15 protein-coding genes and 1 tRNA gene are annotated in these 18,166 nt (G+C 60.9%); 5 read left to right on the forward strand and 11 right to left on the reverse strand.

Annotated elements, in window-relative coordinates; genetic code table 11:
* Positions 1-108: 108 nt before the first annotated feature.
* The 4 genes from SSA02_RS11995 to SSA02_RS12790 all read right to left on the reverse strand — a co-directional run bounded on the left by SSA02_RS11995 (position 109) and on the right by SSA02_RS12790 (position 5,157).
* Entirely contained in the window at positions 109-2,304 is a 2,196-nt protein-coding gene (locus SSA02_RS11995; RefSeq protein ID WP_147094330.1) for a pyrroloquinoline quinone-dependent dehydrogenase, read from the reverse strand.
* A complete protein-coding gene (locus tag SSA02_RS12000) occupies positions 2,304-2,687 on the reverse strand; it encodes a glycerol dehydrogenase (protein WP_147094331.1) in 384 nt (127 codons plus the stop codon). The genes SSA02_RS11995 and SSA02_RS12000 overlap by 1 nt, the downstream gene beginning before the upstream one ends.
* Positions 2,688-3,004: 317 nt before the next feature.
* Positions 3,005-4,141 carry a hypothetical protein gene (locus SSA02_RS12005; protein WP_246103899.1) on the reverse strand — a complete coding sequence of 379 codons (1,137 nt, stop codon included), beginning with the start codon at positions 4,139-4,141 and terminating at the stop codon, positions 3,005-3,007.
* A gap of 83 nt (positions 4,142-4,224) precedes the next feature.
* Entirely contained in the window at positions 4,225-5,157 is a 933-nt protein-coding gene (locus SSA02_RS12790) for a Rossmann-fold NAD(P)-binding domain-containing protein (protein ID WP_186807788.1), read from the reverse strand.
* Positions 5,158-5,262: 105 nt separating this feature from the next.
* Between SSA02_RS12790 and SSA02_RS12795 the strand changes: the two genes are divergently transcribed.
* A complete protein-coding gene (locus tag SSA02_RS12795; RefSeq protein ID WP_186807789.1) occupies positions 5,263-6,135 on the forward strand; it encodes a tetratricopeptide repeat protein in 873 nt (290 codons plus the stop codon).
* Between the two features lie 57 nt (positions 6,136-6,192).
* Here the strand turns inward: SSA02_RS12795 and SSA02_RS12020 are convergent, their stop codons facing one another.
* Positions 6,193-7,152, reverse strand: coding sequence for a ribokinase (locus tag SSA02_RS12020; protein WP_147094334.1), 960 nt, complete (start codon positions 7,150-7,152; stop codon positions 6,193-6,195).
* A 69-nt stretch (positions 7,153-7,221) separates the two neighbouring features.
* Between SSA02_RS12020 and SSA02_RS12025 the strand changes: the two genes are divergently transcribed.
* The 4 genes from SSA02_RS12025 (at position 7,222) to SSA02_RS12040 (ending at position 13,892) form a co-directional block, all read left to right on the forward strand.
* Positions 7,222-8,133: a glycosyltransferase family 9 protein gene (locus SSA02_RS12025; protein WP_147094335.1), complete on the forward strand. Its 912-nt coding sequence runs from the start codon at positions 7,222-7,224 to the stop codon at positions 8,131-8,133.
* 39 nt (positions 8,134-8,172) lie between these two features.
* Positions 8,173-10,107, forward strand: a complete 1,935-nt coding sequence (gene thrS, locus SSA02_RS12030; protein ID WP_147094390.1) for a threonine--tRNA ligase — start codon at positions 8,173-8,175, stop codon at positions 10,105-10,107.
* Between the two features lie 192 nt (positions 10,108-10,299).
* Positions 10,300-10,821: a translation initiation factor IF-3 gene (gene infC, locus SSA02_RS12035; protein WP_147094336.1), complete on the forward strand. Its 522-nt coding sequence runs from the start codon at positions 10,300-10,302 to the stop codon at positions 10,819-10,821.
* Between the two features lie 674 nt (positions 10,822-11,495).
* Complete coding sequence (locus tag SSA02_RS12040; RefSeq protein WP_147094337.1) at positions 11,496-13,892, forward strand: beta strand repeat-containing protein; 2,397 nt, start codon at positions 11,496-11,498, stop codon at positions 13,890-13,892.
* 559 nt (positions 13,893-14,451) lie between these two features.
* On the opposite strand, the gene SSA02_RS12045 is transcribed toward SSA02_RS12040, so the two are convergent.
* The 6 genes from SSA02_RS12045 to pyrF all read right to left on the reverse strand — a co-directional run bounded on the left by SSA02_RS12045 (position 14,452) and on the right by pyrF (position 18,106).
* The gene (locus SSA02_RS12045; RefSeq protein ID WP_147094338.1) at positions 14,452-15,069 is read right to left on the reverse strand and encodes a HEPN domain-containing protein; all 618 of its coding nucleotides are present in this window, start codon (positions 15,067-15,069) and stop codon (positions 14,452-14,454) included.
* On the reverse strand, positions 15,044-16,111 hold the full coding sequence (locus tag SSA02_RS12050) for a ParA family protein (protein WP_147094339.1): 1,068 nt from the start codon (positions 16,109-16,111) through the stop codon (positions 15,044-15,046). Before SSA02_RS12050 ends, SSA02_RS12045 begins: the two co-directional genes overlap by 26 nt.
* Positions 16,112-16,253: 142 nt before the next feature.
* Positions 16,254-16,568 (reverse strand): recombinase family protein, encoded by a 315-nt coding sequence (locus SSA02_RS12055; protein WP_222591085.1) that lies wholly within the window; start codon positions 16,566-16,568, stop codon positions 16,254-16,256.
* An 83-nt stretch (positions 16,569-16,651) separates the two neighbouring features.
* Positions 16,652-16,742: transfer RNA gene (locus SSA02_RS12060), tRNA-Ser, on the reverse strand.
* Between the two features lie 18 nt (positions 16,743-16,760).
* Complete coding sequence (locus SSA02_RS12065) at positions 16,761-17,405, reverse strand: phosphoribosylanthranilate isomerase (protein ID WP_147094340.1); 645 nt, start codon at positions 17,403-17,405, stop codon at positions 16,761-16,763.
* Positions 17,402-18,106, reverse strand: coding sequence for an orotidine-5'-phosphate decarboxylase (pyrF, locus tag SSA02_RS12070; protein ID WP_147094341.1), 705 nt, complete (start codon positions 18,104-18,106; stop codon positions 17,402-17,404). Before pyrF ends, SSA02_RS12065 begins: the two co-directional genes overlap by 4 nt.
* Between the last annotated feature and the right edge of the window lie 60 nt (positions 18,107-18,166).

Below are 18,166 nucleotides of genomic sequence, written 5' to 3' on the forward strand. Positions count from 1 at the left end.
GATGGGGTTCTGCAGGGCCGTTCGGCCCTGCGGTGTCACCGGGATCGTCTGCCTTCCGATGGCGAAGTGCCGGGTGACAGGCGATCGTCGATCGGCGCGTGCTGCGGCTTACTGCGCCTTGTCCGGCAGGGCATAGACCACAAGCTGATCGGTGACGGGAGTCATCATGAAGTGATGCCCGCCCGCCATGATCGCGACGTATTGCTTGCCGTTGACCTCATAGGTCATGGGATTGGCCTGACCGCCCCCGGGGAGAACATCGGACCAGACATCCTTGCCGGTCTTGAGATCGATGGCGCGGATCTGGTTGTCGGTCGCTGCCGCGACGAAAACCAGGCCACCCTTCGTCACCACGGAGCCGCCGTTATTGGGTGTGCCGATATTGAGCGGCAGACCGGTCGGCATGTTCCACGGTCCGTTGGCGCGTGCGGTTCCCAGCGGACGCGACCAGAGCACCTTCTTCGTTTTCACGTCGATGGCCTCGATCATGCCGTAGGGCGGCTTGTTGCACATCATGCCCGTGTACTGGTTCCAGAACGGGCTCACGACGATGCCATAAGGCGTATCCGCCTGTGCGCCATTGCCCTCAGCACCACCTCCGGAGGGGTCGTAATGGGGATTGTCGATCGGACGCAGTCCCAGCTTGTCGGCTTTCCTGCGCGTGATCAGCTGGTCGTACATCGGCGTGGAGTTCCAGTTGGCGATGACGATGCCCGCATTCGGGTCGTAAGCCATGCTGCCCCAGTCGCTTCCGCCGTTATAGCCGGGATATTCGATATTCGGCTTGTCGACGGCCGGAGGCGTGAACTCCCCGAGATAGCGCGCCTTGCGGAACTTGATCCGGCAATAGAGCTGATCGATCGGCGACATGCCCCACATGTCGCTTTCCTTCAGATCCGGGAAGGAGAGACGCGGGAAAGCGACGGAATAAGGCTGGGTCGGTGCGCGCGGATCGTCAGACATGGGGCCGGGCGACGGAGCCGGCTTCTCGACTACGGGAAATTCCGGAAGGGGCTTGCCCGTGGTGCGATCAAGGACGAAGGTCTGCCCGCGCTTGGTCGGGACCAGAAGCGCCGGCGTGACCGATCCGTCGGCATGACGGTAGTCGAATTTCGTGACCTGCGAGCCGAGATCGTAGTCCCACACGTCCTTGTGGACGGTCTGGAATACCCAGCGCGGCTCGCCTGTCCGGACGTCGAGTGCCACGACGGAAGACGAAACGGCGTTCTCCTTGTCGCTGCGCATGGCGCTGTAGTAGTCGGCGGCAGAATTGCCCGTGGGAACGTAGACGAGGCCGAGCGCGTCGTCGCCCGTCATCGCAGCCCAGGAATTCGGCGTGCCGCGGCTGTAATGCTTGCCCGGTTCGGGCTGGTGGTGATCGTCCGGGTTGTTCACGTCCCAGGCCCAGACGAATTTTCCGCTTTCGGCGTCGTAGCCGCGGATGACGCCCGAAGGCGCCCAGCGGCGCTGGCCGTCGAGTACTTCGTGGTTCACGATCGCGATGCCGTTCACGACCGGCGGCGGCGTGGTCATCGAGACGAAGCCGGGCACCGACTCGCCCATGCCCTGCATCAGATTGACCTGACCGCCATGACCGAAGCCCTCGCAGAGCTTGCCCGTTTCGGCATCGACCTGGATGAGGCGCATGTCGAGTGTGGCTTCCATGATGCGCTCATGGCAGGGCTGTCCCTCGGGGACGGTCGAGGAGGTGTAGTAGGTGACGCCCTTGCACGCGGCCGTATAGGGGATCGAGTGATATTTGACCCCTGCCTTGTGACGCCAGATCTCCTTGCCGTTGGTGGCATCGATCCGCATCATGTCGTTCATTGCAGAACACATGTAGAGCGAATCGCCGACCTTGATCGGTGTGGTTTCGGCAGCCCATTTGTTCTGCTGGCCGGGGCCGGGTTTGCTGCCCGTGTGATAGATGAAGGCCCGCTTGAGCTGGCCGACATTCTGCGGCGTGAGCTGGTCGAGCGGCGAATAACGCGACTGGTTCGAATCGCGCCCGTAGGCGGGCCAGTCTTCCCGGGCCGGGTTGGCGTCGCGTTGCGGAACGGCGGTCGGGATCTCGTCGATTCCGATCTCGGCGATATCGGGAAGATTGGCCGCATTCACACCCGGTGCCTGCGGGGCATAGGGGGAGGGGGCGCCGAACTTGCCCGGGCCTTCCTGATGGGCGGCCGAGGGAGGGGTATCGTCTTCGCCGGGGCTCGAATTCGAGGGCGGCACCTGCGCCAGAGCGAGGGATGTCGAGATCATGCCGCCCAGAATGGTAGCGGCGAACAAGGCTGGCTTGCGCATCAGGCAGCTCCGCGTGAAACGGGACGGATGGTGTCCTGCCGACGCAGAACCGGAAGACTGAGGACCACCAGAATGGCGATGAGGGTCGGGCCGAACAGGCGCGGCAGCCATCCCCACCAGTCGAATCCCACCTCGTAGATCGTCCAGACGATCGTGCCTGCCCAGGCGAGCAGGAACAGCCAACCGCCGAGCAGGCGTCCCATGGCCATGAGACCGCCCGAGGCGATCAGCACGATGCCGCAGATGAGGTAATAGAGGGAGCCGCCGAGGCTGGCGAGATATCCACCGCCGCCGACGAAGATAAGACCGAACAGGCCGATCAGAAGCGCCAGGGCAAGAGTTGCCCAGTCGCCCAGGCGTCTGGGTCTGGATCGAGATGTCATGAAACCTCCTTGAGACGAACGGGAAACCTATCCCGATATGAAAGGGATCACGGCAACACATATCGGTGAAATTCCTGATACGTTTGATGCCGCAGACTGGGATATTCAGAGTGTGTGACGTCAGGCGCAGGAATGGCGCAGGAATATTGCATCATTTCCACTTTATGAGCAGGAAATGAACAAAAAGAAGGATATCCGGCTCACTTTCGGGTGTTCCGGCCGGGTCGTTTCCGTTGGAGGAAAAATGCCCGCCCGGAGAAAATGCCTGTCCGGACCCACCCGTCAGGCGCGGGCGGAAGGACCGGCGAATCCGTTCCCTATCCCGCCGGAATCGTGATGACGGCGCCCGGCGAATGGCTCGTCGCGGCGAGGGCGGCCAGGATCTGCATCATGGTAAAGCTCAGCTTGCTCCGGAAATCGTCATCGTTGATCCAGTACCACTGCCCGCGATACCGGACCGAATCGTAGACATGGTCCGGAAGGGAACGACCGGAATGGATGACCACGTCGGGCCGGGTCTCGATCCCGACCGGGCTGATCGTGGGGAGCGTGCGACCGGCCTTGATGTCGTCTTCCGGCACTTCCATTTCGTATGCGATCTGGGACAGCATCGCGAACATCGAGCGTGTGAGAATGGCGATCTGGCCCGGTACCTTCGGATAGGGGCCATAGACGATCTCGGCTTCTTCCGCGTGCGGATCGAGATGGAGCAGGCGTCTGACTTCACCCTGTATGGTTGTCAGGGCAGGATCGGATGTGGCGGTGAGGACGAGATAGGCATGTTCGGGCTGCGTGCCCGAGGGTTTGTTGGCCGAACCCGAAGGCGGCTGATCGCCCGAGGGTTTCGGCGCATCGGTCGAGATGCGGATGGTCATGGCGCCAGCCACCTGAAGCTGGCGCAGATCGTGCAGGAGGAGATAGAACCGGACCGATCCTCCGCCGGTCGGACCCGCACCGAGCGCACGCACATTCGACAATCCGTCGATCGACTGTGCAGTGAGACGCAGGAGGGTATCGATCGGCAGGCCGCCGAGACTGAGCGGCATGATGACCACAGGCGAGATCGGCCGGATGACGTTCTCCGCATATTGTTGCCCGGTTTCCGGCTGATAGGTGAAGGTCGGGCTTTCCTGCAGTGTCGCCGTGCTGCTTCCGAAAAGATAGCTGCCCACGCCGGACGGGAAGGCGTTGAAGCCTCCGTTGACCGAGCGGTTGAGCTGATAGCCTGCGATCACCTGCGTCGTATCGAGAAAGGTCGGCGGATCGGCGTACCGGATGCGGATGATATTGAGCAGCATCGCATGTTTTTCGGCCTCGCCCAGAGCACGCGAATAATCGAGCTGGTCGTGCGACAGCCGGCTCGGACCTATGGTGATGCAACCGCCGAGAAGACAGGCAGGCAACAAGCCGACCAGACTACGCAAGGCCGCCGGGAGGGAACGGAACGGATTCATCGGGTGGTCGCGCTCAACGGGATTGAGGCACTGTCCGCCAGTGCCTGTCGGTTTCGAGTCCGGTACGGTGGTTCAGCCATGCCTTACCCCAGTTCGTGCCCGGCGAAAATGGCGGCGAGTCCCTCGCGATATCCCGGATAGCGCCAGACACGACCGATGCGCTTCTGGGTGAGGCGGCTATCGACCACGCGCCGTTCCGACCAGAAGCTGCGTGCCATGGGGCTGAGCGTTTCCCATGCCCGGTCGAGGGTCAGCCGAGGCGGCAGCGGGAGGCCTGCAAGACGGGCGGCCTCCTCGAGCACGGCCGATTGGGGGCTCGGCGTATCGTCGACGAAATTGAGGATACGCGCACCCGACTCATCCGATCCCGCCTCCGGCACGCCCTCCCGTGAGTGTTCTCTCTCACCGTGTTCTTCTTTGGATTGCGCGCTCAGGGGCGAGGCGCTGTCGATCGCGGCGAGGGTCGCAGCGGCGATATCGTCGCGATGGATACGGCTGAAGAGATGATCGGGAGCGTCGATGATCCGGGCCTTTCCGGAGCGCAATGTGTCGAAAGCCGAGCGGCCCGGCCCGTAGATCCCGCCCAGGCGCATGATATCGCAATGTGCATCGCAGGACATGGCGATATCGCGCCAGTCCGATTCGGCCCTGACGCGGGCCAGGCTTCGTTCCTGTCCCGGAGAAACGGGTGTGGTCTCGTCGACGCGCGCGCCCTGCCGGTCTCCATAGACGCCGGTGGTGGAATAATAGCCGATCCAGCGCAGCGCATGCGTCTGGCGCAGAAGCCCGGCATAGAGCCTCAAGGAGGGGTCTCCCTCCTCGCCGGGAGGGATGCTCACGAGAAGATGGGTCGCCTCGCGCAGGAGCGGTCCGACACGGGAGAAAGCGATCAGCGCGGGGTCGTCGGCGGGGGGCGTCCGGCTTGTACCCGTGACGCGCCATCCACGCTTGCGGGCCAGGAATGCGGTGGCCGAGGCGGAATAGCCCTGACCGAGAATGACGAGATGTGGCGGCATGAGTGTTCCCGTTCCGGCTTGACCGCACAGCCGGGGCCGCGCCAATCATGCTGTATGAAACACGGTTTCGAAGCCTTGGCGATAGGGGGCAGCCTCTGGATCGGGATGAGCCATGCCCATGCCCATGCCCAGACGCAGATACAGACCCAGACGCAGATACAGACACGGAGCCACGTGCAGGCAGCGCCGTCGCGTCTGGACGCCTGTCTGGCCCTTTCTGCCGCATCTCCGGATCGGGCCTTGCAGGAGGCGCAGGACTGGGGGCGTCATGACGGTGGTGACGATGCCCGTCTCTGCGCTGCGCGTGCCTTGCGCGAGGCGGGGCGGTATCGGGAGGCTGCAGAGGCATTCGACGCCCTCGGTCGCGGTTCGGCGCCGCCTCTGGACCACAGGCCCGACCGGACCGGCGGCCGCATGACGCATCCCGGCGGCAGCGCTGCCGAAGCGCCGGGAGACGGAAAGGCTTCCGGATCGTCTGCCGGGCGCGGGGATGACGACCGGGCCGCCATCGTTGCGGCACAGGCTGCGGAATGCTGGCTTCTCGCCGGGGATGGCGACGCTGCGGAGGCGTCCGCCCGGCGCGGTCTGGCCGGAGCGCCGGGCGCGGTCGCTCTTCATGTGCTTCTGGCGCGCAGTCTTGCCATGCGCGGCGCCTGGAAGGATGTCGTTGCGACATTGCAGGGACTCGAGCCTCTCCCGGACGTGGCCCGTAGCCGGGCACTGGTGCTCAGGGCGATAGCGTGGCGTCATCTGGATCACTCCGACAAGGCGCTCGCAGATGTCGAGACAGCCCTCTCCCTGTCGCCCGATACCGTGGAGGCATTGCTCGAGCGTGGCATCGACCATGTGCGTCTGGGGCATCTGGCCGCGGCCCGGGCGGACTGGGATCGGGTTATCGTCCTCTCACCCGATGGCAGGGAGGCGGATCTGGCGCGTCAGGACGAGGCTGTACTGGATGCGGATCCCGATCAGCCGTGAGATGAACGGCCCGCCGCAGAGACAGCTGCAGAGACAGCCGCAAAGTCAGTTGCAGACTCACGCGGGCAAAGAGGCAAGTCCCGTCAGTCCGGCAACGTCGTTCCAGAAAGGGGCAGCGCTTGCGGCACCCCGACGGGTAGTCGCGAGAGCGCCGCATCCCGCCGCGAAACGGACGCAATCCGACAGGCCGAGGCCGAGGGTGAGTGCGACGGCCAGACCTGCATTGAAACAATCCCCTGCGGCTACGCTGTCGATCGCCTCGACGCGAAACGGTGCCACAAAGCCCTCCTCCTCGCCGCGGCGATAGAATACGCCGCGTGCGCCCATCTTCACCACGGCTCCCGCTGCGCCCATTGCCTGAAGCTGTCGCGCGGCGCGCGCGGCATCGGCTTCGGTTTCCGGATAGATCCCGGTGAGGAGCCGGGTTTCGCTTTCATTCGGCGTGATGAAATCGGCCTGACGCAAAAGGCGCTCGGGCAGAGCTTCCGCAGGGGCAGGTGCCGGATCGAGAATGACGGATGTTCCCGCTTCGCGGGCTGCCTCGGCTGCGGCAAGCGTGACGGCGAGGGGGATCTCGAGCTGCAGCAGAAGCGTGGAGGCTGCACGGATCAGGCTGGCGTCCCGGGCGACGTCTTTCTCGTCGAGTGCCATATTGGCGCCGCCTGCGACCGTGATCGTGTTTTCGGCTGCGGCATCGACGGTGATCAGCGCGATGCCCGTCGGATGTCCGGGCGTTTCGCGCAGGGCGGTCGTATCGACGCCGAACGGAGTCAGGAGACGGCGCGCATCTGCGCCGAAGCTGTCCGTTCCGATGCGTCCGGCGAGCCCTACGGCAAGACCGCATCCCTGTCCGAGCCGGGACGCGGCGGCGGCCTGGTTGGCGCCCTTGCCGCCAAGGCCCGTCTCGTAGCCATCGGCGTGGACGGTTTCGCCCGGGCGGGGCAATCGGTGCGCCCGGGCCGTGACGTCGATATTGATGCTTCCATAGGACAGGATGCGCGGCGTGGTGGCGGACATGTCGGCCCCTTCGATCTGGCTCTTTGCTCAGGCGTATCATCCCGGATGCGGCTGGGCTAGTGTCGGCCCATGACCCGCATTCTCGTGATCAAGCACGGTGCGCTGGGCGATTTCGTTCAGGCTTTCGCACCGTTCCATTCCATCAGGCAGCATTGGCCCGAGGCCCGGATTACCCTGCTGACGACCGCGCCGTTCTGTGAAATGGCACGACGGAGTCCCTGGTTCGACAGGATCGAGAGCGATTCACGGCCGCGATGGTGGGATCTCCCCGGGTTGTTTTCGCTGCGTGCCCGGTTGCGCGGATACGATCTCGTGATCGATCTCCAGACCTCGCGCCGGAGCACGCGCTATTATCGTCTGGCATCGACAACCGCCTGGAGCGGCCTTGCGAGGCGCAGTGCGTTCCGTCACGACAATCCGTGGCGAAACGCAATGCACAGCGTGGCGCGCCAGCGCGATCAGCTCGCCCGTCTGGGCGTGCCGGAGGCAGGCGCTCCCGATCTGCGCTGGCTGAGCGCGGGCGCCCCGGTCGGAGACAGGCCTTATGCGGTGCTCGTTCCCGGCGCCGCACCGCATCGGCCTGCCAAGCGCTGGCCCGCCGGACAGTATGGCGCACTGGCTGCGATCCTGCACGAATACGGTCTGGATGTGCTGATCGTCGGTTCCGCAGCCGAGCGGAGCCTTGCGGAGACGATCCGCAGCATCTGTCCGCAGGCGCAGGATCTGACCGGCCGGACCGATCTGATGGAGCTCGGAAGCGTCTTTGCCGGGGCGCGTCTTGCGATCGGAAACGACACGGGTCCGATGCATCTGGCAGCGTCGCTCGGCTGTCGCGCGATCGTCCTGTTTTCTGCCGAGAGCGACCCGCGTCTGACGGCACCGGTCGGTCTCGGGCCGGGGCAGGTGAGCGTTCTCGTTCAGGAGGATCTGCGGGATCTCGACGTTTCCAGGGTTGCGGCGCTGGTGAACCGGGGGCATTAGAGCAGATCGTTTTTCCTTTTACGTCAGGAGCGCATGTCCATGCCTGCCATAACCCTGCCCGATGGTTCCGTTCGCCAGTTCGACGGTGCCACGACCGGCACGGCAGTCGCGGCTGCGATCGGACCCGGTCTGGCCCGTGCTGCCGTTGCGATGAGCCTGAATGGCAAGCTGGTCGATCTCTCGACGGTCATTGACGAGGATGCCGCGCTCCGTTTCATCACGCGCAAGGACGATATCGTTCTCGAGATGATCCGCCACGACACCGCCCATGTTCTGGCCGAGGCCGTGCAGGCGTTGTGGCCCGGCACGCAGGTGACCATCGGCCCCTCCATCAAGGACGGGTTCTATTACGACTTCTTCCGCAATCAGCCTTTCACGCCCGAGGATTTCGAGGCGATCGAGGCCAAGATGCGCGAGATCATCGCCGCCAATGCGCCGTTCGAGCGTGAGGAATGGGATCGCGATGCGGCGATTGCGTTCTTCGAGGAGAAGGGCGAGCGCTTCAAGGCCGAGCTGATCCGCGATCTGCCCGAGAGCGAGACCATCTCGATCTATCGTCAGGGGGCGTGGCTGGATCTGTGCCGCGGGCCGCATATGCGCGGCACCGGCGATATCGGTACGGCCTTCAAGCTCATGAAGGTGGCGGGCGCCTATTGGCGCGGCGATCATCGCAACCCCATGCTGACGCGCATCTATGGCACGGCCTGGCGCGACCAGAAGGAACTCGACGCCTATCTGCATCAGCTCGAGGAAGCCGAGAAGCGCGACCATCGCCGGATCGGCCGCGAGATGGATCTTTTCCATATCCAGGAAGAGGCGGTCGGTCAGATCTTCTGGCATGCCAAGGGCTGGCGCCTTTATACGGTGCTTCAGGATTACATGCGCCGTCTTCAGACCCGTCACGGCTATCAGGAGGTGCGTACGCCCCAGCTCGTGGACCGTGCGCTCTGGGAAGCCTCGGGGCACTGGGACAAATATCGCGAGCACATGTTCATCGCGACGGTCGAGGATGAGGAAAAGACCCTCGCGCTCAAGCCGATGAACTGCCCGTGCCATGTGCAGATTTTCCGCCACGGGCTGCGCTCCTATCGCGAATTGCCGCTGCGTATGGCCGAGTTCGGCGCGTGTCATCGCTACGAGCCTTCGGGCGCGCTGCATGGCATCATGCGTGTGCGCGGCTTCACGCAGGATGACGCGCATATCTTCTGCACCGAAGAGCAGATCGCGAGTGAGACCGCCTCTTTCGTCGCCATGCTCGATGAGGTCTATCGCGATCTGGGCTTCGAGAATTTCCGCGTGAAGTTCTCCGACCGCCCCGAAGCGCGCGCCGGCGATGACGAGACCTGGGACAAGTCGGAGAAGGCTCTCAAGGAAGCCTGTGCCCTGGCAGGGGTCTCATTCGAGACCAATCCGGGCGAAGGGGCGTTTTATGGCCCGAAACTCGAATTCGTTCTGACGGATGCGATCGGTCGCGACTGGCAATGCGGCACGTTGCAGGTCGATTTCATCCTGCCGGAGCGTCTGGATGCGTCCTATATCGGCGAGGACAGCGCGCGTCATCGTCCGGTCATGCTGCATCGTGCCATTCTGGGCAGCTTCGAGCGATTCATCGGTATCCTGATCGAGCAGTTTGCAGGCAGGTTCCCGCTCTGGCTCGCCCCGACCCAGGTGGTGGTCGCCAGCATCGTGACCGATGCCGAGCCCTATGCGCAGGACGTCGCCGAAAAACTGCGTCGCGCCGGGCTTCAGGTCGAGGTGGACGGGCGTAACGAAAAGATCAACGCCAAGATCCGCGAGCATTCCCTGGCGCGGGTTCCGGTCATTCTCGTGGTCGGCCGGCGGGAGGCAGAGGAAGGCAAGGTCGCGATGCGCAGGCTCGGCGGGTCGGCGCAGGAGATTCTGGGTCTCGAGGACGCCGTGCGCCTGCTCGGCGACGAGGCGCGCGCACCGGACATGCGCCGGTTGCAGGGCTGATCCTGCGGCTCTGACGGCAGAAATCTTGCTTTCGCGCCTGATAATGCCTATGTCGAGGCACCGGGTTTTCGTGAAGGCGTCGTGTTTCGTCACAGCAAGGTGATGAAATCCTCCGGCGCCTTCATGCGTATTGTCGACCCGCAAGCAGGATTTTGAGAACGTCGACAGGAGACGACCATAGCTAGACCACCGATGCAGAGCGCGCCGACCCGTGAGGGTCCCCGAGTGAACGAGGAAATCCGCGTTCCCCAGGTGCGTTTGATTGACGCCGACGGCGAAATGGCCGGCGTGATGACCACCCGTGATGCGCTCGCCCGTGCCTATTCGGTCGGGCTCGATCTTCTCGAGATCAGCCCTACGGCGGAACCGCCCGTGGTCAAGATTCTCGATTATGGCAAGTTCAAATACGAACAGCAGAAGAAGAAGAACGAGGCACGCAAGAAGCAGAAGGTCATCGAGATCAAGGAAGTCAAGGTGCGCCCCAGCACCAACGAAAATGACTACCAGGTCAAGCTGCGCGCGATGAATTCGTTCCTGGCCGAAGGCGACAAGGTCAAGGTGTCGCTTCGCTTCAAGGGGCGCGAGATGGCGCATCAGGAACTCGGTATCAAGATGCTCGAACGCATCCGGACCGAGATGGAGGAAAAGGCGAAGGTCGAGCAGATGCCCAAGCTCGAGAATCGCCAGATGATCATGGTGCTCGCCCCGCGCTGAGCATCGATTCTCTCGTTTGCAGGAAAAACCAGCCCGGATGGGCTGGTTTTTTTTTGCCCGGCGAACGGGTTTTTTTCCGGGTCGATAGCGGGGAACGACCGAAGAAGGTCGTCTCGAAGCCGTCGATGCGCGCTGTCGGCACGAAGAAGGGGAATGAGGCCCGTCAGGGTTTGACGCGTAGAGAGGGATTTCCGGGCGGTATCCGTTCGAGCGATCGCCCTCATGCGGTCGCACGGGGAGGTCGCGGGAAGAAAAACACCGGGATATTTAATACAAGACCGGGGCGGTCTTCGAAAAGTTCCTTATTGAATTCAAATTTACAATGAGTCCGCAGGCGTTTTTCTCTCGATTAGGAATCTGTAGGACACAATTCGCAATCGTTTCGGGGATTGAATTTAACGGTTTTTGACAGAAGGGTTTCCCGATTAGAAACAAGAACATGAAGTTTACCAATTTCTACCTTGCGTCAGAGAGCGATCGACATTCTATTCGTGGGAATGCAACCCCAATAGAAGAAAAATCGTTCAAACATTCGGGAAGTGTAGCAAAAATTATGATCACTTTTCAGTGATCTTTTTGCAAATGAATTAAGTGAATTTAAAGGCAGCAAGCGCAAACTCAGTCGAGTAGAAGGCGTAAGTATCCCATTAACGGCTAGAGAGTCGGGATTAACGATGAATACGAATAATTATCAGGCGCTGGAAGACATCTATACTGACCCGAGTGTGGATGGGCCCAATCTTCCGATGAACACGCAGAAGATCGTTGACGGTCAGATCCAGTACAATGACGTTTCGTCAGACCTTCCGGGCGGCAGCACGAGTGACTGGGGGGTGATCCAGTGGAGTGCCGCGAACGCATTCGACCCGTTGGCTGGCACGGATTCCCGGGTCTGGGACGACCAGTTCGGCTATTCGGTCGGGCACTGGACGCAGGGTTCCTCGACGTCGTCTCTGGGCAAGACCAGCTATAACGTTTTTCGCGATCCGGATAACGGTCACTATGTTTACCAGCTTGCCGCCCAGGGCGGGCAACTGCTGGATGTGCAGCTCTCGGCAATCAAGCAGGTGGACGGGGAATATTCGTTCAACCACCAGATCACCGCGTCATTCAATCAGGGAATCAGCGATTACAGGGGCACGACCGGCACGTATCAGGCCGGTATCGCCTTCACGATCAATTTTCACAGCGCCGATATGAGTTTCGGCATTTTCCTGCAGTTCGAGACAGTCGATTATACCGGCGCGCCCAAGGGCTATTTCTACATGCCCCCCACTTATGGAGGGTCGATTTTCAACGTCACCGGCTCGCAGGTCGATTATATCAACCCGCTCGATTCGTCGAATGACGGGGTGATGTACAACACCACCGTCGACGTCAATCAGGGGTTGATGTCCGCCATCAGCTCGCTGGTTGCCATGTATCCGCAACTGAGCGGGAAGATCGAGGATCTCAGCAACTGGTATCTCAGCGGGACCTATATCCAGGTCGAAACCAACGGGACAGGCAAGGCGAGCGACGTCACGGGAAACTACAATGTGGAGAACCCGGTCGTCTCGTACGATTCCTCGAAAACCGTGGATTATTCGGATCACTCCTACAGCGCTCCCATCCTGACCATGAAGCCGGAAAGCGAGACGAGCGCCAGCACCCAAACAGCAGAGGCCGCCATGAGCAATATCGTCGTTCAGGGTGTGAACAACACCGTCATCATCCCCAATGTCTCGACCGATACGGCCGGGACCATGGTGAACTCCTATGTGTCCAGCCTCCAGAGCCTGATCGAGGCCGGGAGCGTCGATAATTCGATCCTTTCCCAGGGCTCGAACGCTCTCATTTCCTCCAAGAAGGCGTCACAGGCCATTATCGATACCGCCGGCACCTATGGAGTGTCGGGCAATTACTCGAATGTCGTCATCGCTTCGACCGATACCGCCAGCCTTACCGGCTCCACGACGCTCGATGCGACCCAGAATACGGCGAATTACCTCAATATCGTATCCGGCAACGAGTACGGCGCGAATGTCACGGTCGCCAACGGATCGGGCAGCTTTGCGGCAACGCAGGGCAACAACAATTTCAACGCGTCCAAATCTGACGGAAACTGGAATATCGCGACCGGCAGCGGGAACGACACGATCTATGGCGGGAGCGGCACCAACACCATCACCGGAGGGACCGGGGACAACACGCTCTATCTCGGTGGCTCGAACAACTACGTCAACTCCGTAGGCAAGGACACCATTTACGGGGCTGCGGGTGCGATCGATACCGTGACGCTGCAGGGCGGAAACTCGACCGCGCTCATGAAGACGAATGCCGCGATCATGGACTTCTCTGCCAATAACAGGATCACGGTGGGGGATAACAGCACGGTCTATGGTGGCACGTCCTCCGTCATCTCGGTCAGCAGCGGAAGCGCTACGGTAACGGGCACGCAGGGCGATACGATCTCCGCTGCGGGCGACCTTCAGGTCGTGCATGGCAGCGACCAGAACATCAGCGTGTCCGGGGCCCTGCAATTCATCTCCGGCACGGGTCAGACCTCGATTTCGGCAGGAACCGGCACTGTCTGGGGGGCGAACGATCTCGTCGCAACCATGAGCTCGACGGGGCATCTGCTTTTCACGGCGAACCAGCCCTATACGACCGGCGATCAGTATATCGACGCGCGCAACGTCGCAGGCGGCGTTTCAGCCTGGACGGGCGCGGGCCAGCAGACCGTGATCGGCGGCGCAGCGTCGGACCAGTTCTATTTCGGAACCTCGTTCCCCGGTTCGGCCGGAACGAACTCCTCGGCCACGGTCACCGGCGGCACGGGCGCGGGCAATCTTTTCGGGATGCTCTCCAACCATACGGCGGGCGACTTCACGATCACGGATTTCCGGGCCGCAGACAACAAGTTCTTCCTTTACGACTACAAGCCCGAGAATGCGGCCGCTTCCGCTCAATCCATCCTGAATACGGCGACGGTCTCGGGCGGTAACACGTCGATCATGGTCGACGGTGACGCCAAGGTTACTTTCCTCGGCGTGACGGATCTCAAGACCTCGGACTTCGCAATCAGCTGAGGTCGACGGACCTACGTGGAGCGGGATACGGAACCTCCATCGTAACACGGACGCACCCGCCAGAGGTAGCGTCCGGCAGGCAGCGCCGGTCCCGCCCGGATATGCAGTTTCACAGACTTCCCTGTCGTTTCGCGGCAGGGTTGCGCCGTTTCAGCCCGACCGCTCGCCGGTTTCTCTTGCTGGCCCCGCGAGGGCCGTGCTCCCGTCCCGAAGATCCGGCGAGGCAGACGGTCGCGCGCGCCAACAACGATCCGATTTCCCGGATCGATGCGTGTTCCGGAACTCCGGCATTCCGTTCCGGCGATGCTCAACAATGCGCGCCCATGACGACCCAGCCGATCCGGGGCGCCAAGGCGGAGGGCGACGGTTCCAGACCCACCGGCGTCATCCGGATGGCTCAGCGCCCCTGCTCGCGGAGCGCATGATGCGTTTGTAAGGAGAGCTTGGCCGCCGCGTTGGCGAGTATCGTTTGAAGGTGCTTCTTGTCAGCGTTTCGAATGCTATAGAGTCGGCCTTATTCATCGATATGTGGCGGTATTGCAACGATGTTTTCTGCATGTCAATCTAGATTACATGCTGCGTGAACCGCGTGACCAATAGCTTCGATATCGTTTATCATACGGTCGACTACTGAAGAACTTACTGGCCACAGCTGGTCTGGGAATGATGGGTCGACATCCGCCTCGTGCGCTATTTTATTTCTTCTGTCAATTATCAGGCCTAAACTAGCTTTCACGTCTTGGGGCGACTTTCCCAAATGTCGACCTACATCGTCCCAAAGGGAAATAGAGGAAAACAGACGTACCGCATCGGCAATTTTGTCTGGTTTTTGGAATGATGCGTACCCGTGTTTAGCCCGTATTTCGTTGTCGAGAATAGTGGCTGCTGAGGCATCGTGTGCGAGGCTCTGCGCCGCTGCTAGCGTCAAAGGAAAACGTTTGAAGGCATCTGTAATAGCGCGCTTCCCTGCCCAACACTCAAGCATTCCAATGCGAGCAATCTCATGTATATAGTAATCCAAAGCGCTGACTGCCATGACAATCTCAGCGCGCAGAATGTCGCTCAAATCGACAGCTGATGTCAAAGTGACAGTCAAGGTATTGTGGAGCCCATGCATGTGGCGCACGCGAGTTAGGCTATTATCGAATGCCTCAAGAGCTGATTGCATTGATTGCATCGATTGCTCCGATTACTCGATTTGCTGCCGTTGAAAACAATTCGAAGAATGCTTTCTGAGAGGCCTGCGTGTTCTCCAATACGCTTCCTGCCTGTTCGAGCTGAGCAGGGGTTAATTCAAAAATGGGTACCCGATGTTCTTGAGAACGTGCAATTAATGAATTGAAGTCAGGCATTTGGAGAATAGGTTCCCGAGGGCTGTAACCAGATGCTTCGTAGATAGATTCGCTTAGCATCAAATTGCAGTTAGACATTGCCGGAATAAAAGTCGTGTCGATTGCCGTCTCTAGCTGATCAATCCACTCTTGAAAGGCGCGAGAGGGGTACCCGCCACGAGGTCTGTATTTTTGAATGATATATCCCAAATATTTAGGATCGATTTTTGGAAACGGATATTCAGCTTCTTGTAACACAGTAAGCTGCGACGCCGCTGTCCCCCATGCTTTCCACTTTGGTAAAACGCTAGATAGTGATTTCACTGCCATATTTGAGAAATAATCCGGGTGCATTGGCACTAAAAATAGATCGCTTGTAACTAATAAGTTTTGATTAACGGCTCCAAGGCTTGGGCTCATATCGATAATTACGACATCAATCCCGTAGTGATCGGAAGTTTTATCAATGAGATATCTAAGCGACCCAGGAAGATTGCGCAGGGTCATAAGTGTTCCAGATAGTTCTTGCGCGATTCCAAGGGTAACCTCGTATTCTGCGAGACCAATATGGCCAGGCAGTAATCGAAGACGGTCATTTCCTGGGACTTGCGGACACTCGACAGCTTCAATCAAAGATGGTCGAGATTCGAATGCTGGGGAAAGACCTTCATAAATATTTTTGGCTCGACCCCGAAAATTTCCTTGAATAGAATCGGTATTGTACTCATTTTCTAGGCCCAATACCATGCCAGTCAAATTGCATTGTGGGTCACAATCGACTAGAAGTACATTTTTTTCCTTTTTAGCTATCATCCAGCCAAGATTGAAAGCTGTTGTTGTTTTGCTGACGCCGCCTTTGTGGTTAAATAGACTGATTATAGTCGTCATCTCGCACCCCTTTTTGATTTCTGATATGATAAAGATCTTTCGCAATAAATCCAATGTTTTGACCCGGAAGATGCTCGATCATAGGCGCTCGGCTATCTTTAAAATTATGCTCGCCCGGAAACACCCTATCTAGGAATGGTCCTTAATTGCATGGCTCCAAGCTTCGTCGTGCAATCATGAGACGGGGTTTGTGATGCGATTTCCGGGAATTCATGGCTCGCCATGCTGTCATCTTTGAGGCATGCACGAGCTTCGACATCGTGCGTGCCGACAGCGCACGCTCGCGAATGATGTTGCGCTCGAACTCCGCAAAGCCTGCAAGGAGCAGCAGGAACAGCTTGCCGCCGGCGCCTGATGTGTCGATGTCGGGATCGGGGATACGTACCGCGCTTGCGTGGCGTGCGTGAGAGGCCGACATGGGGCGAGGCAGGGTCAGCCGCACGAGGACAGTTGTCATGCGGCCCGGCACCCCGTGTTTCAGGACAGCGCGGCGCGGCTGCTTTTTCCGGTCGGGAGAGCGTATTCGAAAAGGAAGGGGGGTGGCGGAGAGAGTGGGATTCGAACCCACGGTACGCTATTAACGTACACACGCTTTCCAAGCGTGCGCCTTAAGCCGCTCGGCCATCTCTCCAGCGCGGGGCGGACCATATCATTTTTTATTCGCCGCGCAAGGGTCGTTCGCGCTTTTGATGAAGTTTCGAATCAGGGCGGGCGACTTCCTGCCCGGAGCCTCTTCGACCCCCGAGGAGACGTCGACGGCGCAGGCGCCCGTGCGGGAGATGGCCAGCGCCACATTCTCCGGCGTCAGGCCGCCTGCGAGCATCCAGGGCAGGGCAGGGCGCCAGTCCTGCAACAAGGCCCAGTTCATCGTCTCGCCATTGCCGCCCGGAAGCGCGGCATCGGCGGGCGCGCGCGGTTCGATCACATGGCCGTCCAGTCCGGTCGCACCCGGGAGGTCTCCCGGGGTCGAAACCGGACAGGAACGCCAGACCGGCAGGCCGAACCGGGTGCGGATCGCGCGCGCGCGGTCAAGCGAGTCGTAGATCTGAAGGATATCGAGAGGGACATCACGCAGCGTGGCCGCGATCTCGTCATCCCCCGCGCCCACGAACAGCCCTACCGCAAGCGGCATGGCGCCCTGCTGGCGCGCGAGAATCCCGGCGGCGATCCCGGGCGTGACATGGCGCGGGGAGCGTTCGAAAAACACGAAACCGGCCCATTTCGTGCCCGCCTCATGCGCGGCGGCCAGAGCGACGGGATCCGTAATCCCGCAGATCTTGACGTCGACCGTCATATCCCGGCGAGTTCTGCCTGGATCGCGGCGGCCGCAGCAGCCGGATCGGCGGCCTGCGTGATGGGGCGCCCCACCACGATCCAGTCGGCGCCCGCCCGGGCGGCCTGATGCGGTGTCATGATGCGCTTCTGGTCGTCTGCCGCACTGCCCGCCGGGCGGATACCGGGAACGACCAGAACGGGGGACTCGCCCAGGGCGTCGCGCAGGGGGGCGATTTCCTCGGCGGAGCAGACGAGCCCGTCCGCACCGGAGGTCATCGCCAGCTTGCCGAGCCGCAGAACCTGATCGCGCGGGGTCGCGTCGATGCCGGTTTCGCGCAGCGCGGCCGCGTCGAGACTGGTGAGAACGGTCACGGCGAGAAGGATCGGGCGGTGAAGGGGCGGATAGGCCGCGTCGATCGCCTGTCTCGCGGCCCGGATCATGGCCGCGCCACCGCTTGCATGAATCGTCAGAAGGGCCGGTCCGATCGGGGCGAGGCTCGTCAGCCCCTTGGCGACGGTATTGGGAATGTCGTGCAGTTTGAGGTCGAGAAACAGCGTACGCTCGGCGGCAACGTCGCGCACCGCAGCCAGCCCCTGTGCGTAGGTGAATTCGAGCCCCAGCTTGATCGCATCGACATGGCCGTCCAGACGCGCGGCCCATGACCGGGCCTGATCGAGATCCTGTGTGTCGAGTGCGGCAATGAGGCGGGTGCGTTTCATGAAATCTGCTCGGGTCGAAATTCTGCTCGGATCGGGGAGATGCATCGCGGACCGGAAAAC

The sequence above is a fragment of the Swaminathania salitolerans genome, assembly GCF_007988945.1.
GTDB lineage: Bacteria > Pseudomonadota > Alphaproteobacteria > Acetobacterales > Acetobacteraceae > Swaminathania > Swaminathania salitolerans.

Bases quoted from the DNA above. Each gene is read 5' to 3' on its own strand.
- SSA02_RS12790 (WP_186807788.1), bottom strand. From the start codon at position 5,157: ATGCCGCCACATCTCGTCATTCTCGGTCAGGGCTATTCCGCCTCGGCC.
- thrS (WP_147094390.1), top strand. From the start codon at position 8,173: ATGCCTGCCATAACCCTGCCCGATGGTTCCGTTCGCCAGTTCGACGGT.
- pyrF (WP_147094341.1), bottom strand. From the start codon at position 18,106: ATGAAACGCACCCGCCTCATTGCCGCACTCGACACACAGGATCTCGAT.
- infC (WP_147094336.1), top strand. From the start codon at position 10,300: ATGCAGAGCGCGCCGACCCGTGAGGGTCCCCGAGTGAACGAGGAAATC.
- SSA02_RS12795 (WP_186807789.1), top strand. From the start codon at position 5,263: ATGAGCCATGCCCATGCCCATGCCCAGACGCAGATACAGACCCAGACG.
- SSA02_RS12050 (WP_147094339.1), bottom strand. From the start codon at position 16,111: ATGACGACTATAATCAGTCTATTTAACCACAAAGGCGGCGTCAGCAAA.
- SSA02_RS12000 (WP_147094331.1), bottom strand. From the start codon at position 2,687: ATGACATCTCGATCCAGACCCAGACGCCTGGGCGACTGGGCAACTCTT.
- SSA02_RS11995 (WP_147094330.1), bottom strand. From the start codon at position 2,304: ATGCGCAAGCCAGCCTTGTTCGCCGCTACCATTCTGGGCGGCATGATC.
- SSA02_RS12040 (WP_147094337.1), top strand. From the start codon at position 11,496: ATGAATACGAATAATTATCAGGCGCTGGAAGACATCTATACTGACCCG.
- SSA02_RS12005 (WP_246103899.1), bottom strand. From the start codon at position 4,141: ATGAATCCGTTCCGTTCCCTCCCGGCGGCCTTGCGTAGTCTGGTCGGC.
- SSA02_RS12065 (WP_147094340.1), bottom strand. From the start codon at position 17,405: ATGACGGTCGACGTCAAGATCTGCGGGATTACGGATCCCGTCGCTCTG.
- SSA02_RS12055 (WP_222591085.1), bottom strand. From the start codon at position 16,568: ATGACAACTGTCCTCGTGCGGCTGACCCTGCCTCGCCCCATGTCGGCC.
- SSA02_RS12025 (WP_147094335.1), top strand. From the start codon at position 7,222: ATGACCCGCATTCTCGTGATCAAGCACGGTGCGCTGGGCGATTTCGTT.
- SSA02_RS12020 (WP_147094334.1), bottom strand. From the start codon at position 7,152: ATGTCCGCCACCACGCCGCGCATCCTGTCCTATGGAAGCATCAATATC.
- SSA02_RS12045 (WP_147094338.1), bottom strand. From the start codon at position 15,069: ATGCAATCAATGCAATCAGCTCTTGAGGCATTCGATAATAGCCTAACT.